The 15,394-nt window shown below is 38.8% G+C and carries 10 protein-coding genes and 3 pseudogenes; 2 read left to right on the top strand and 11 right to left on the bottom strand.

Annotation, left to right across the window (positions count from 1 at the left end; genetic code table 11):
* Positions 1-16: 16 nt before the first annotated feature.
* From ACE1TI_RS12490 to ACE1TI_RS12455, 8 genes and pseudogenes are all read right to left on the bottom strand, one after another.
* The gene (locus tag ACE1TI_RS12490) at positions 17-1,285 is read right to left on the bottom strand and encodes a dihydrolipoamide acetyltransferase family protein (protein WP_375007905.1); all 1,269 of its coding nucleotides are present in this window, start codon (positions 1,283-1,285) and stop codon (positions 17-19) included.
* A gap of 14 nt (positions 1,286-1,299) precedes the next feature.
* Positions 1,300-2,283, bottom strand: coding sequence for an alpha-ketoacid dehydrogenase subunit beta (locus ACE1TI_RS12485; RefSeq protein WP_375007904.1), 984 nt, complete (start codon positions 2,281-2,283; stop codon positions 1,300-1,302).
* Positions 2,283-3,290: a thiamine pyrophosphate-dependent dehydrogenase E1 component subunit alpha gene (locus tag ACE1TI_RS12480; RefSeq protein ID WP_375007903.1), complete on the bottom strand. Its 1,008-nt coding sequence runs from the start codon at positions 3,288-3,290 to the stop codon at positions 2,283-2,285. The genes ACE1TI_RS12485 and ACE1TI_RS12480 overlap by 1 nt, the downstream gene beginning before the upstream one ends.
* A 22-nt stretch (positions 3,291-3,312) precedes the next feature.
* Entirely contained in the window at positions 3,313-4,734 is a 1,422-nt protein-coding gene (gene lpdA / locus ACE1TI_RS12475; protein ID WP_375007902.1) for a dihydrolipoyl dehydrogenase, read from the bottom strand.
* A 22-nt stretch (positions 4,735-4,756) separates the two neighbouring features.
* Positions 4,757-5,842, bottom strand: a pseudogene (gene buk / locus ACE1TI_RS12470) (butyrate kinase).
* Positions 5,843-6,943 carry a branched-chain amino acid dehydrogenase gene (gene bcd, locus ACE1TI_RS12465; RefSeq protein WP_375007901.1) on the bottom strand — a complete coding sequence of 367 codons (1,101 nt, stop codon included), beginning with the start codon at positions 6,941-6,943 and terminating at the stop codon, positions 5,843-5,845.
* A gap of 30 nt (positions 6,944-6,973) precedes the next feature.
* Positions 6,974-7,875 (bottom strand): annotated as a pseudogene (gene yqiS, locus ACE1TI_RS12460) (phosphate butyryltransferase).
* A gap of 133 nt (positions 7,876-8,008) precedes the next feature.
* Positions 8,009-10,072, bottom strand: coding sequence for a sigma 54-interacting transcriptional regulator (locus tag ACE1TI_RS12455; protein WP_375007900.1), 2,064 nt, complete (start codon positions 10,070-10,072; stop codon positions 8,009-8,011).
* Between the two features lie 123 nt (positions 10,073-10,195).
* Between ACE1TI_RS12455 and ACE1TI_RS12450 the strand changes: the two genes are divergently transcribed.
* Entirely contained in the window at positions 10,196-10,456 is a 261-nt protein-coding gene (locus ACE1TI_RS12450) for a DUF2627 domain-containing protein (RefSeq protein ID WP_375007899.1), read from the top strand.
* Positions 10,457-10,488: 32 nt separating this feature from the next.
* Here ACE1TI_RS12450 and ACE1TI_RS12445 read toward each other — a convergent pair whose 3' ends face one another.
* Genes ACE1TI_RS12445 through steA form a run of 3 tightly spaced genes read right to left on the bottom strand, consistent with a single transcriptional unit; the run spans position 10,489 to position 13,051 of the window.
* The gene (locus ACE1TI_RS12445; protein ID WP_375007898.1) at positions 10,489-11,298 is read right to left on the bottom strand and encodes a hypothetical protein; all 810 of its coding nucleotides are present in this window, start codon (positions 11,296-11,298) and stop codon (positions 10,489-10,491) included.
* On the bottom strand, positions 11,271-11,942 hold the full coding sequence (locus ACE1TI_RS12440) for a glycosyltransferase family 2 protein (RefSeq protein WP_375007897.1): 672 nt from the start codon (positions 11,940-11,942) through the stop codon (positions 11,271-11,273). The genes ACE1TI_RS12445 and ACE1TI_RS12440 overlap by 28 nt, the downstream gene beginning before the upstream one ends.
* The gene (gene steA, locus ACE1TI_RS12435; protein WP_375007896.1) at positions 11,939-13,051 is read right to left on the bottom strand and encodes a putative cytokinetic ring protein SteA; all 1,113 of its coding nucleotides are present in this window, start codon (positions 13,049-13,051) and stop codon (positions 11,939-11,941) included. The genes ACE1TI_RS12440 and steA overlap by 4 nt, the downstream gene beginning before the upstream one ends.
* A gap of 787 nt (positions 13,052-13,838) precedes the next feature.
* On the opposite strand from steA, the pseudogene ACE1TI_RS12430 reads away from it, so the two are divergent.
* Positions 13,839-15,356 (top strand): annotated as a pseudogene (locus ACE1TI_RS12430) (IS3 family transposase); the annotation flags it as partial.
* Positions 15,357-15,394: the final 38 nt, after the last annotated feature.

The following is a 15,394-nucleotide window of genomic DNA, read 5'->3' as shown; positions in this document are numbered from 1 at the left end:
CGGCTGATAGCGATGATTAATATATGTTCTCTTTATCGGGGTTAAATGTCTCAAGTTTTTCTTTTATCGATGCTAAAAACCTGCCGCACACCAAGCCGTCTAAAATACGGTGGTCCAGAGATAAACAAAGGTTTACCATGCTGCGGATTGCAATCATATCTCCTTCCATGACAACTGGCTTTTTATTAATTGATTCAACAGACAAAATAGCTGCCTGAGGATGATTAATAATCGGCATCGACTGAACAGAACCAAATGAACCTGTATTATTAACAGTGAACGTTCCGCCTTTCATTTCGTCACCGCTTAATTTCCCAGTTCTCACTTTCTCAGCCAGCTCATTTATTTCCTTGGCAATACCTTTAACACTTTTTTCATCGGCATTTTTTATGACAGGAACATACAAAGCATCTTCAGTAGCTACTGCTATGGATATATGAATATCTTTTTTTTGAATAATTCTGTCTCCGCCCCAAACAGAATTAATTTGTGGAAATTCTTTTAAGGCTTCAATTACTGCTTTTATAAAAAACGGTAGAAAAGTTATAGAAAACCCTTCTTTTTGTTTAAAGTCATTTTTTACACGGTTCCTATAGGAAACAAGATTTGTGACATCAGCTTCCACCATTGTCCAGGCATGGGGAATTTCTTGTTTGCTTTTCACCATATTAGCTGCAATCGCTTTTCTCACACCACTGACTGGTATTTCTATATCATGAACATCTGCTTTAGATTTTTCTTCTGGTTTTTGGTCATAAGTCGGATACTGTTGTGGCACATATTTTTGTTCTTTGTTTTGTTGGGGTTTTTCTGCTGAAGCTTCAGCTTTTTCAGAGCGTATAATGCGTTCTATATCTTTTCTCGTTATTCTTCCGCTTCTGCCGGTGCCCCCCACTCTCGATAAATCGATGTTGTGTTCCTGGGAAAGCCTCATTACTGCAGGAGAATACCTTTTTTTCATAGTTGAATTACCAGAATCTTCAAGCTCTTGGGCTTGGACTGGTTTTTTTGGTTCTTCTACTTGTTTTGCTTTTTCTTCAGTCTTTTGTTCTGTATCCATATAACATATGAGATCTCCTACCTGAACCGTCTCATCTTCTTTTGCAACAATTTCTGTAATAGTACCTTTATAGGAAGAAGGCACTTCTGCGTTCACTTTATCTGTCATCACTTCAGCTATTGGATCATATTTATTGACTTTGTCACCAGGTTCCACTAGCCACTTTGTAATGGTCCCTTCTGTTACACTCTCACCTAGCTGGGGCATTTTAATTTCTTCGGGCATTTGACCCCTCCTTTCTAAAATTCTGCTAAATCACGTATTGCTTTTTCCACTTTTTCTGGATTTAACATAAAGTATTTCTCCATTGTAGGAGCATAAGGCATTGCAGGCACATCCGGCCCTGCCAGCCGCTGAATAGGAGCATCTAAATCAAATAAGCAGTTTTCTGCAATAAAAGCTGATACTTCGCTCATAATACTGCCTTCTTTATTATCTTCTGTTATAAGAAGTACTTTCCCCGTTTTTGCAACAGCTTGAATAATTGCCTCTTTGTCTAGAGGATATATTGTTCTTAAATCAAGAATCTCTGTTGATATTCCGTCCTCTTCCAGCTTTTCTGCTGCCTGTAAAGCAAAATGAAGGCACAATCCATAACTAATCACCGTAACATCTGAACCTTCTTTTTTAATATCTGCTTTTCCAATAGGCAGGGTGTAATCTTCATCAGGTACTTCTCCTTTTATTAAACGATAGGCCCTTTTATGCTCAAAAAATAAAACCGGATCGTTAGCACGAATTGCAGCTTTTAATAGACCTTTCACGTCATATGGAGTAGACGGCATAACAATTTTCAGTCCGGGCACACTGGCAAAAAGAGCTTCCACTGATTGAGAATGATACAGTGCCCCATGAACCCCGCCGCCATATGGTGCTCGAATCGTTATGGGACAATTCCAATCGTTGTTTGAGCGATATCTTATTTTGGCTGCTTCGGAGACTATTTGATTCACCGCAGGCATTATAAAGTCTGCAAATTGCATTTCTGCAACAGGTCTCATCCCGTACAGTGCAGCTCCAATTCCGACCCCGGCGATAGCAGACTCAGCTAAAGGAGTATCGAGAACTCGTTCGCCTCCAAATTCCTGATAAAGGCCGTCTGTAGCCCGAAACACCCCGCCTCTTGCTCCAACATCTTCCCCTAATACAAAAACTTTTTCGTCTCTTCCCATTTCTTCGCGCAGAGCCGCTGTCACAGCTTGAATATAAGTTAAGACAGCCATTACACCTCACCGTCCTTTTCAGCATATACATGCAGCAGGGTGGATTCTGGATCTGCATATGGAGCTTCTTCTGCTGCTTCTGTTGCTTTGTCTATTGTTTTTCTTATATCTTCCAGCATTTTCTCTTCTTCATGATCTGTTAGTACATTTGTTTCTTTTAGATATTTTGCAAATGTATGAATAGAGTCCACCTTTTTGGCATCTTCAACTTCTTCTTTTGTACGATAAGATCTGTCATCATCGTCACTTGAATGGGGAGTCAGCCTATATGATACGGTTTCAATCAAGGATGGGCCGCCTCCATTTCTAGCACGGTCTGCTGCTTCTTTAACAGCTTCATATACAGCCAGCGGATCATTTCCGTCTACAGTAATTCCAGGCATTCCATAGCCTATTGCTCTATCAGATACCTTTTCACAGGCAAGCTGTTTCTCAATAGGAACTGATATAGCATACTTGTTGTTTTCACACATAAAGATAACAGGCAGCTTATGAACACCTGCAAAATTAGCTCCTTCATGAAAATCACCCTGGTTGGATGATCCCTCTCCGAATGTAGTTAAGGTTACAAAATTCTTTTTTTCCATTTTCCCTGCAAGCGCAATACCCACTGCATGCGGGACCTGGGTGGTTACAGGAGAAGATCCTGTTACAATACGATTTTTTTTCTGCCCGAAATGACCCGGCATTTGGCGGCCGCCTGAATTAGGATCATCTGCTTTAGCAAAACCTGACATCATTAAGTCTTTTGTTGTCATGCCAAAGCTTAGTACAAGACCCATATCACGATAATAAGGCAGTATATAATCCTCTTCCTTATTTAAAGCCATAGCTGCTCCTACTTGAGCTGCTTCTTGTCCTTGACAGGAAATAACAAAAGGTATTTTCCCGGCTCTATTTAACAGCCACATTCTTTCATCAATCTTTCTTGCTAAAAGCATTGTTTTATACATTGATAAAACTTGCTCATTGGATAACCCAAGATGTTCGTGTTTTGTTGAGGTCATAGTATTACCTCCTTCAATAGAATTAAGAGTGAATTGCTTTTCCTTCTACTCCAAGTGCCCCTTCTCCTAAAATCTCAGATAACGATGGGTGGGGATGAATCGTTTCACTAATTTCAAAGTTTGAAGCATCAACTAGTTTTGCAAGCGCCGCTTCAGATATTAAATCTGTGACATGCGGTCCGATCATATGAACTCCAAGCAGGTCATCGTTTTCTTTGTTGACTACAAACTTTACAAATCCATCAGCATATCCGTAAACAAGAGCTTTTCCAATAGCTTGAAAGGAAAATTTGCCCGTTTTGATATCATACCCTTTTTGTTTTGCTTGTTGTGCTGTCAAACCAATACTTGCTGCTTCCGGCCTGCTGTACGTACATCTGGGAACGCTGGTGATATCAAGCGGCATAGGCTGCTGCGACATTAAATGCTCGACAGCAATTAAGCCTTCTCTTGAAGCAACATGTGCAAGCTGCAAGCCTCCAATAACATCTCCAATAGCATATATATGAGATTCTTTTGTTTGGTAAAATTCGTTAACGGCAATATAACCATCTTCTATTTTAATATCCGTATTTTCTAATCCGATATCTTCTACATTTGCTTTTCTTCCTACGGACATCAACAATGTTTCTGCCGTGAAGGTTGTTTCCGTTCCATTTATTTCAGCAGTAACCGATATATTTTCATTTTTCTTTGTTTTCTGCGGCAATATATTTGCATTTGTAACGATCTTTACTCCGCGTTCTGAAAGCCTCCGGGACATTTCATTAGAAATATCTGCATCTTCTCCGGAAAGGATTCTGTCTGAGTATTCTAGAACCGTAACATTCACATCAAAATCTGCTAACATAGATGCCCATTCAATGCCTATTACCCCGCCCCCTGCAATAATGACTGAAGAAGGAAGCTCTTTTAGATGTAAAGCTTCATCGGATGTTAATATTTTTTCACCGTCCACCTCTATTCCCGGAAGCAATCGCGGACGTGATCCTGTAGCGATAATGACATTTTTAGGAATCAGCATGATGTTTTCTGATCCATCTTTCATTTCAACTGAAATTGTTCCCGGGCTAGGAGAAAATATAGAGGGGCCAAGAATACGCCCGTGCCCTTCAAATATATCTATTTTTCCTTTTTTCATTAGGGTCTGTACACCCTTATAAAGCTTGTTTACAATATCGTCTTTTCTTTGCTGTACTTTTTCAAATTGTAAATCTATCTCACTAACGGATATACCGTATTGATGACTATCTTTAATCGTTGCATGAACTTCTGCACTCCGAAGCAATGCTTTACTCGGTATACAGCCTTTATGTAAACAAGTTCCTCCTACTTTCTCTTTTTCTACAACTGCTGTTTTAAGCCCACTTTGAGCAGCTTTTATTGCTGCAACGTATCCACCGGTACCAGCTCCTAGTATGACCAGGTCATATTCTTCAGCCATGATTGTCGCCTCCTTTTATGATCTACCCATAATTTTTTGGCAGTTCTTCTCTTCTTAACACTCTTAAAGCCCCTTGAGCTAAGGCAAAGTGTTCATGTTCTCCAGGATATCGATATACTTCTGCCAGCTGACATGATTTATTATCTCTTGGCAAACCCAATTATTATAAGCGATTCCTCCTGTTAGAACAATAGCATTTACCTGCCCCTTCATTCCAGCAGAAAGGGATCCGATTTCTTTTACAATTTGATAAACCATGGCTTCTGATACTAACTTCGCTTTTTTATCACCTTTTAATCTTTTATTGTCTATTTCCATGAAATCATTCGTACCAAAATAACTTACCAGACCGCCTTTTCCAGAAGTGAACTGCATGATTTCCTTCTTCACTGTACATTCCCGAAAAACAACTTTCAATGATATCTGCAACTGGTAATGTCCCTGAACGTTCAGGAGCAAAAGGACCGTCACCATTTAAACCATTATTAACATCAACTACTTTTCCCTTATAGTGGGCTCCTACAGTAATTCCACCACCCATATGAGCTACAATAAACGTTCCTTCTTCATAAGCAATGCCTGCTTTTAAAGCAGCCTGTCTGGCTACCGCTTTCTGATTTAAGGCGTGAAAAATACTGCGGCGCTCAAAATGCTGATGACCGCTGACTTTTGCTTTTTCAGACATTTCATCTACTACAACCGGGTCGACAATAAAGGCAGGTATATTAAGCTGTCTTGCGATACTCTCTGCAATAGGGGCACCATAGTTTGATGCGTGCTTTCCGTGCACATGATTTTTTAAATCTCTCAGCATTGTTTCATTTACTATATACGTACCGCTCTCTATTGGTTTTAACAATCCTCCTCTTGCAACCACCGCATCAAATTTATTAAAATTTATCTCTTCTTTATCAAGAGCGCTTAATATTTCGTTTTTTCTAGCTTCCAAAACCTCTCGGTCTTTGGTTTGCTGCCGGGAAGATAATTTAAGGTCCCTGATTGTATTGTCCATTAATTGTCTTTCATTCTCAAATACACTAACTTTAGTGGAAGTTGAACCTGAATTAATGGTAAGGATTCTGCTCAACTTGGTTCCTCCTTCCTGCAGTTACTGAGATCGCCTGCTGAGAATGTGGTAACCATTTCTTAAAAATTGCTTTCGGGAGTTTTTCATTTTTTCAATTCTTTCTTCAGCCAGTCTGTCAGCTGCTAAGTAAGTTGGAATACGGTCTCTTTTGGAAATGTCAATCACTTGTTCTATATTTTCATAAACCCCTTCTACTTTTTTCATTGCTCGATCTCTATTGTACCCGTACAGTTCATCAGCTACGTTTATAACTCCTCCTGCATTAATAACGTAATCGGGGGTATAAACGATCCCTTTTTCATGAAGCATTTCTCCGTGTTCATTTCCTTTCAATTGATTATTGGCCGCTCCAGCAACTACTTTTGCTTTTAATCTGTTTATTGTATCATCATTAATAACAGCACCTAAAGCACAGGGACTGAAAATGTCACATTCTACATCAAAAATATTATCTGGCTCTACTGCTTTTGCATTAAAATCATTAACAGCCCGATCTATTGATTCTTTATGAATGTCTGTAACGATTAAGGTCGCTCCTTCTTCATATAAATGTTTACATAAATGATAAGAAACATTTCCTACACCTTGAACTGCAATTGTTTTACCTGCCAACTCATCAGAACCAAATGCCTCTTTGGCTGCAGCCTTCATTCCGACATAAACACCATACGCTGTAACTGGGGAGGGATTACCACTAGATCCAAAAGCTGGAGAGATGCCAGTGACAAAATCTGTTTCATCATGAATGATGTCCATATCCTCCACTGTTGTTCCGACATCTTCTGCTGTTATATAACGTCCATTCAGTCCTTGAATGTACCGGCCAAAAGCACGGAACATTTCTTCATTTTTATCTTTACGGGGGTCTCCAATAATTACCGTTTTGCCTCCGCCAAGATTTAAACCAGCTGCTGCATTTTTATAAGTCATCCCTTTAGCAAGCCGTAAAGCATCTTCAAAAGCTGCTTCTTCGGAGTCATACATCCACATTCTTGTACCTCCAAGTGCAGGTCCAAGCGTAGTATCATGAATAGCTATAATTGCTTTTAAGCCCGATGCATTATCTTGACATACAACCACTTGTTCGTAATCATGCTTTTCCATCGTCATAAACAATCTCATTTTCCAGCGCCCCCTGTTTGTCTAATATGTTTACCCATGTTCAATAACATGACATGCCATTGCAATAGAGTGAAGTTTGCTTTCTGTAAGAGTCTGCTCTTGATGTTAACACTATTGGTGCTTTAGCCCCGGCAATTATTCCCGAACTTTAGCATTTGAAAAATAAACAAGAGATTTATACAGAACATTTCCAATTTCTACAATCGGAACAAGCATTATATCCGCGTGTCCAGCTACTTTGCTCTGTACTCCTCTATACTCAGCTGCATCAATAGAGATAGCATTATCAAGAGCTAAGGGTCCGTCTATATAACAATTCTCAATCTGGCCTCTTCTATTCATCTGCGTTAGCGCCGCAGCATCAAGCGTCGCCTGTATGTCCGGATTTACTACCTCTACTGCTGTTAATGCAGCTACTTTTGGATAATGAATTCCCATCGACCTTGCTGTAATTACTGAATTTTTAACTATCTCCATCTTTTTAGATAAATCAGGTGCAATGTTCATTGCAGAGTCACTTAAAAATAATAAACGGTTAAAATTTGGCACTTCAAAAACAGCTACATGAGAAAGGACACTTCCTGTCCGCAGACCATTTTCCCGGTTGAGTACAGCTTTTAATAATATATTGATCGGCACCATACCTTTCATGAGAATATCCGCTCTTCCCTTATTTACAGAAGCTACTGCAAGAAAAGCTGATTCCGTTTCATTTCTTGTAGGAATTACTTTTATTTTTTCTGGTTCATTACCATCTTTTTTTTAAAAATGGATCTGATTTTTTCTTCATTTCCATATAACCTGAACATACCAAGATTCTGGTCTACGGCAGCTAAAACTACGTCTATGACTCTTTCATCGTCTGCAGCTGCTACAGCGATCTTTTTTTCTCCATAAATAGAAGCTTTTTTTAGTACATCATTTAAGTTCATTTCTTTTTTCTCCTTCTGCTGCTCTACTATGTATAAATGCAATTAGCATGCCAATGACTTATATATTTTGAAACCGCTTTATTTGTAAAGAGGGGTCCTTCAAATAGCATGCAATTTTTTCATACTAAGAAAATTATTGCATGCTATTATTTTCAATATTATGCTTTTTCATTTTGTAATACAAATTCCGTACAGAGATGCCTAATTGTTCAGCACTCCGAGTTTTGTTATTTTGATTGTTTTGTAAAGTTTCTAGAATTTTATTTTTTTCAAATGCATCAAGATCTTCTTGTAAAGTGTTTTGTTCGCTGCTGCTTTTAAGCGATATTGCTGGCTGTTTTACGTTTTGAAGATGCAGGGAAGGCAAATGTCCAACTTTTATCGTTTGTTCGGTAATTTGCATGGAAATAAGAGCTCTTCCTAAAATATTTTCAAGTTCCCTCACATTTCCCGGCCAGTCATACCGATATAGAACTTCCATAGCTTCGGTTGAAATTTCAGAGACATTTCTGCCAAAATCTGCATTAATTCGCTCTAGCAGGTGCCTGCATAACTCTTTTAAATCACTTTTTCTTTCCCTTAAGGCAGGAACATATATTGGCATTCGGTTTAATCGATAATATAAATCTTCTCGGAAATTTTTTTCATGTACAACTTTTTCAAGATTCATATTCGTCGCAGCGATTACTCTTACATCGATATTTATGGATTTTGTCCCACCTACTTTAACAATTTCTCCTTCTTGCAGGACACGTAATAATTTAGCCTGGGTAGAAGGAGCCATTTCTCCGATTTCATCCAAGAAAATACTTCCTTTATCTGCTTCTTCAAACAATCCGCGTTTTCCACCTTGTTTTGCTCCGGAAAACGCCCCTTCTTCATAACCAAAAAGTTCACTTTCTAATAATGACTCTGAAATAGCTGCACAATTTACCCTTATAAATTTATTAAATTTCCGGTCACTTGCATTATGAATAGCATGCGCAAATAATTCTTTCCCGGTACCCGATTCCCCTCGAAGCAGCACAGTTACTGGTACTCCTGCGCTCATTTTTGCTTGCTGCAGAGGTACTTGCATTTCTTTAGAGGTACCAATTATATCTTCGAAATTGTATTTTGCTTCTAATGTCCGTATAAGCTTTCGAGCACGCTTTAATTCTTCAGTTAATGATCGTATTTCTGATACGTCGTGTAAAACACCAACGCTTCCTTTCATCCTTCCGTCCACTATAATGGGGGCCACATTAACTATAACGTCTTTTTTCTTCGGCCCAACTTTCATCCTTACTCCCCGCACAGGTTTTCTTGTTGTCAAAACCTGCATATGCATACTATCTCCTTCTGATATATCAGTATGAGCTGGTTTACCGATAACTTCCTTTTCAGAAAGTCCTGTTAAACGTGTATAGGCAGGATTAATCATGGTACCATACCCGTATTCATCTACCACTGAGATGGCTTCCTCTGAAGAATGGATGATCGATTCTAACATTTGCTGAATACTTTTTAAGTTGGTAACCTCTTCTGCCATATTCGCAATATCTGTAACATCTTTAAAAACAGCTAATGCCCCTATACAAGCATTTTGATGCCATAAAGGAAGACGTGTCGTAATAATAGATCTGCCATTTTGAAAAGTTAGCTTTCGGTTTGTTTCTTCTTTACCGGTTTGTATAATTCTTTTCAGCCCACTTTCCGGCAGTATTTCACCAATCAAAGAACCTTCTGCCTTCGTTTGAGGAATTTCAGTCATTTCAGAAGCAGCCCTGTTAAATAAAATAATTTTTTCTTCATCATTTATAGCAATCATACCGTCATGGGTCGAATGTAAAATAGTAGATCGTACTCTGTCATGTGTTTGTAGAGTTTGAATTAATTGTTCTTTATCATGTATCAAGTCATAAAGAACATTAGCCACTAAGGCTGGAATGACTAAAAATTGATTTTTAGAATGTGAATAAATCTGCTGAAAAATTTTGTCTTCTCCCGTTGCCTCAATAACCATATCCGGATTTAACTGTAATAATTTTTCCCAACTTTCGGAAGTAGAGATCCCTGCTTCCTTCGCTATTATCATTCCAGGGGCTGAAGAATTCACATCAGCTAACCCTATTATTTTAAGTCGTCCGCTCTCCATCAGCATTTTAAAAAGAGCGGTTCCTCCTTTTCCTCCGCCTACAATAATCGCTGTCTTCACACCCATCCCCCTCACCTTTGTGCTGTACACCTTTGGACATTATTGTATAAATAGCGTACAATTAAAAAAGAAACTTGGCAAAGCCAAGCCTACACAGTTATTGACCAGGGAGAGATATTGCTCATGCGGCTGATTGCTTTATTAATATTAGTTATTCCCGGTATTATGGCAGCTTTAGGCATAAAGTTAATGAGAGATATGCTCTTTCAAATTTTACAGCCTCCCTTTCCTTTTTTATGGCTGCAGTTTATTGCCGGTTTAGGAATGCTGGTATTAGGGATTTGGTTTATTTCTGGTTTTGTTCTTTATCGAGACCGCAAAAATAAAAAAGTAAGCCTTCCGTTTCAATCGAAAACAAAAGAAACTGATCCAAGCAGTAAGTAACGGTTGATTCTGGCTACGGAGTCAACCTTTTTTTATTCCAGTTTTTCTCTACGCCCCCAATGATCAATCTCCTTTAATATAGAGACTTTTTGAATAAAAGAATGAATGGAGTTTTTTTCTGCAAAGTAAGTCATCAAAAGAAGAATACCCGTTAACAAAATTTGATACATGGCAGGGGTATATTGCATGGCCACCCATGCCATTATTCCGCCAGACAATGCTGCCCCATTATCTCCAAGCATTCCTTTTCTCGTCATTTCGATATATCCCCAAACAGCCATTACTATAACAATATAAATTTGAATGCTTATAGATATTGACCCCAGCAGAAATAACATAAATATTAAATAATGAATACTGAACCATTTCCAAACTCTTAATGGTCGTGTGTCAAGGGAATTACATACATGCGGGGACAAAATCAATAATGAAAGTGCTATAAGAGTTTCTGCTTGTACAATGTTATTGACTAAACATAAGCTGAGACCCGAAGCAGCTCCTACTAAAACGATTTTTGTAAGTCCCGTTGTCCATTCCCTTTTTTGAAATAAGAACTGCAAATGACCTTTTATTCCTTTTGGAAAACGAGTGCCGAATATATCATCAATCCACCCGGCTGTCCAAAGACCGCCTACATAAATAAGAAAAGCGAATAGATCATTTGGCGGCCACAACCAAATAAAATTAATAACAGCAATGAATAAAACTATCCCAACGGTAAACGGAATATGAGTTTTTTTGTAGTTAAGGGATATCCAGCTGAATTTAAACGAAATATTTCTTACAACCGGCCAGGAAAGTATTATAATGGTGCTTACGAGTATGATTTTCCATATTTCCATAAGCACCTTTCCACCTCCAGCCATTGTTTACCGCGGTGCCATATGCCTGGCAGCCCCCATCCTTTTCCATCATGCATAAATGGCACTTCTACCTCTTTAATTTTAAATCCTTCTTGTATTGCCTTTAACGTCATCATCGTTTCTAAACCAAACCCCTCTGCTTCTAACTGGTGATAATATTCAATATGCTTTCTGTGAAATGCTCTCTGTCCTGACAAAGGAGTTTGCAGCAATAAACCGCTTTTTCTATGAATCAGACGTTGTACTCGTCTTTTAACAAACCCAAATCCATTTTTACCGCTTCCCATAACCGTTCCAATGACTAAGTCTGCTTCATTATTTTGCAAAGGGGATAGAAGCCTTTTTCCATAGACTGCACTTTCTCTTAGATCAGCATCCAAAATGACAATATATTCCCCTTTGCTTGCTAACCATCCCGCTTTTGCAGCTGCCGTTTTTCCATGGTTTTTGATAAAGGAAATGGTGATATCACAATACTTTTCCATAATTCTTCCACTCGCATCAGAGCTTCCATCATTAACTCCAATTAATTCGTTAGTCCAGTCTGCTTTTTTTAAGGTGCGCAACGTGGTTCTTAAATGTTCTTCTTCATTATAAGCTGGAATAATAACACTAGTTTTCACGCTTTTAATTCCCTCATTTCTTTTTTTGGTTTTGAACTGCGCAAGAAAGGTAACGAATGATATGCTTTTCTGAACCGCCAAAAAACGGATGGAATTTTGCTCTTTTTGTTATAAAGATGATGTATACCTTTCAAATCAATGATTTTGCTTCCAGCCAGCATTTTAATCAACAAAGAAGAACCCATTCCTTTTCTCCCTTTACTGAGATATTCTTCCATATCTCTATGGCCGCCAACTAAGTAAATTTTCTTTGCTCCTTCTTTTAGTGCAAAAGCGATTGCAGCATCTTCACTTAATCCAATAAATTTAACTGTATTAGCAGACAGTTTATTTTGCTTCACTCTTTTCATCCCCGGACTTTGCCCTTTGGCTCCTTGATGAACAATTAATTGAGCCCCGCATTGTAAAACGCTGCTGCTGACTGAATCCATATCTCCTATGATATAATCAGGCTCCATGCCCTTACGGAGCATTGCATTAGCTGCACCGTCAACTGCAACGAAAGAGAGGGGATTTTTCTTATTTATAAAATGTTTTTTTATACAGTCTAAGTCTTTTTCATAATCTGTCCCGCGAATAACGATTAATACGTCTTTATCTTGCAAAGCCGATCCTGCTTCCCATTTTTTCCAGCAGTCTAAAAGCTGTATTAAATCTTTTTCTGCGTAAGAAATACTGTTGCTGCTGAATTTTTCAAAAGTGAACGGCAGGTTTTTTTTTGCTCTTTCTTCGAGCAAACGAATAAAAGACATGCTGTATTCTTTCAAGGTTCCCACTTCATATTTCTTTTGAGAATAAATCACAAATAAATAATTATTGTTAATTTCTATCTCTCTTCCATGTATCCATTTACCAATCTCACTTTCTGAATTAATATCAAATATTTTTATTTTATGTTTTAACAGCCTTTTCACTCCTTCATGAAAAAAATCCCCGCTCATGGAGCGCTTTAAGTTTATAACAGCTTTGACTTTTTTTCTTATTAAGCTCTCAGCAGCTATAGGATCTATATCTTCATGAGCAATCACTGCTATTTGATTTTCATCAATTTGATCAGCAAGAGTTTTTGTTTTCTCATGAAAGCATGCTTTCCCTTGAATCTTAGTCACGGTGTTGTTCCCCCCTTTTTTTAGCCTTTTTCTAGTATGGTCCAATTGGGAGGGATTACATGCATACATCTGGGAATGTAGATAAAAGATAAAGTAATAAATTAATTAATGGGAGGGAAAAAATTGTTTCAATTTGTAGAAACAAGACATGGATTTGATATATATCTTGCTTCATATAATGGTGAACATTATGTTATACAGTACGAACCTTCTTCCAGAAGAATTAACCAACTGCGTCCATATACAGAAAGTTCTTCCACCGTATCCAGACTTTTCGAATCATATATTTCCCAAAATAATAAACCGCCCCTACAATGATATGCTCCCCAAATGGTAGACAGATAAAATAAAAAATCTGTTTGGCCTGGAGGGGAGTATTTTTATGGCACAGAGTCGGTTTAATGCAGAACAAAAGCGCAAGCGCCCTGTTCAGCCTCGACAGGTAAATGTTCTTCAGTCATGAAAGGCGCTCTTACTTCCACAGGATGTGGTGACTTCTGCGTTGCACTTTCGTCGCCAAAAACGCCACGTCCTGTGCATCGACGTGTGCGTCTTTAGCAGAAGGGTCCTAAAGGATGTTCGACTAAGAACGTCACGTCCTGTGACAACGTCAAACTGGCTTGCACAGGATGTGCTGACTTTTGCGTTGCGAACACGATGTTCGCGATTCTAGCAAAGTTCCTTAAACCGTCTTGGGCCTCCGAGAGGCTGGGCGCTGAAGCTAGACGCTAATCAAACAGTAGGGAGATAGTTATCCACAATTCGAAAAATATAATTTCCTAAACAACAAGAAAAGCTTGAGGTTATCCAAGCTTTTGAAAAAGGTCGTTCTTCCATTAAAGAAATCATAGAACACTATCAGATTAGCTTATCCACCTTCAAAGATTGGAGAAGAAAATACAATTACCTTGGCCTCGAAGCCTTACAATCTTCCAAAAGCTGGACCCCTTATTCGAAAGAAACAAAATTACAGGCGGTCCACGACTATCTCTCAGGGAAGTATTCTCTGGCGGAGGTTACCATTCGTTTCGGGATATCCAGTCAGTCGGTTTTGCGAAAGTGGATAAAGCAGTATAATGGTCAAAAAAAGATGAAAAAAACCACGGGGAAAAGAGTGAATCGTCCAATGACCAAAGGAAGAACAACCAAATTAGAAGAACGAGTTTTTATAGCTAGAGATTTTATAGAGAATAAGAAGGACTATCAAACCATCGCTGAACGGTATAATGTGTCCTACCAACAAGTGTATCAATGGACCCGAAAATACGAAGAAGGAGGCGAAGATGCCCTTCGAGATCGGCGCGGGAGAGCGAAGATGGAAGACGAACTCACCCCAGAAGAAAAAACGGCGTTACAGATGAAGAAGCTGGAAAAAGATAATGAACGGCTACGTGCGGAGAACGCATTCTTAAAAAAGTTGGAGGAAATCGAAAGGAAGCGAAAATAAATCAGGTTCGGACCGAAAATACCTACTTAGCCATTCAAGAGCTCCATCAATCGGATCACCTGTCCATTTCTTTATTGTGTGAAGTGGCGGGCATTGCTCGCTCCGCGTACTACAAGTGGAAAAATCGCACCCCTACGAAAAATGAAAAACTAAATCAAAAGATCCTGGAGAAAATAAACCAGCTGCATCACAAGGTAGAAGGGGTCTATGGGTGCCGAAGGATGACGATGAATATGCGAAGATGTTCCAGATGCCCTTAAATGAAAAACGGATCTACCGCTTAATGGGGGTCGCTGGCCTGCAATCGGTCATTCGCCGAAAGAAAAAACAGTATGGGAAATCGAATCCTCAACACGTTGCGGAGAATGTGCTCAATCGAGAATTTAAGGCCGATCATCTGAATGAAAAGTGGGTGACGGATGTCACGGAATTCAAATATGGCTCGTCTCACAAAGCCTATCTCAGTGCCATTCTTGATTTGTACGATGGATCGATTGTGAGTTATGTCTTAGGCACGTCCAATAACAATCCATTGGTCTTTAAAACATTAAATCAGGCGACCGAAGTCTTTCCTGATGCAACTCCCCTCCTCCATAGCGATCGTGGCTTTCAATACACTTCTCCTCAATTTAAACGGAAGCAGAAATAAAGCCTAGTATGTCTCGGGTAGGGAAATGCATTGATAATGGACCGATGGAATCTTTTTGGGGCACTCAGTGAGAAGTATTATTTACATAAATTACATTTGATGAGCTGAAACAAGCTATTAATGACTACATGCACTTTGATAATTACAATCGATTACAAAAACGATTAAACGGCCTTACCCCTATGGAATACAGGGATAATGCCGCTTAGATTCTTTTTATTATTTTTATTGTCTACTTGACGGGGTG

The organism is Alteribacillus sp. JSM 102045 (assembly GCF_041949975.1).
GTDB lineage: Bacteria > Bacillota > Bacilli > Bacillales > Marinococcaceae > Alteribacillus.
The sequence above is the reverse complement of the archived record's forward strand: the minus strand, read 5'-3'. Positions and strand labels throughout refer to the sequence as shown.

Excerpts from the sequence above, each read along its gene's own strand:
- ACE1TI_RS12490 (WP_375007905.1), bottom strand. The coding sequence starts at position 1,285 with ATGCCCGAAGAAATTAAAATGCCCCAGCTAGGTGAGAGTGTAACAGAA.
- ACE1TI_RS12485 (WP_375007904.1), bottom strand. The coding sequence starts at position 2,283 with ATGGCTGTCTTAACTTATATTCAAGCTGTGACAGCGGCTCTGCGCGAA.
- ACE1TI_RS12480 (WP_375007903.1), bottom strand. The coding sequence starts at position 3,290 with ATGACCTCAACAAAACACGAACATCTTGGGTTATCCAATGAGCAAGTT.
- lpdA (WP_375007902.1), bottom strand. The coding sequence starts at position 4,734 with ATGGCTGAAGAATATGACCTGGTCATACTAGGAGCTGGTACCGGTGGA.
- bcd (WP_375007901.1), bottom strand. The coding sequence starts at position 6,943 with ATGAGATTGTTTATGACGATGGAAAAGCATGATTACGAACAAGTGGTT.
- ACE1TI_RS12450 (WP_375007899.1), top strand. The coding sequence starts at position 10,196 with ATGCGGCTGATTGCTTTATTAATATTAGTTATTCCCGGTATTATGGCA.
- ACE1TI_RS12445 (WP_375007898.1), bottom strand. The coding sequence starts at position 11,298 with ATGGAAATATGGAAAATCATACTCGTAAGCACCATTATAATACTTTCC.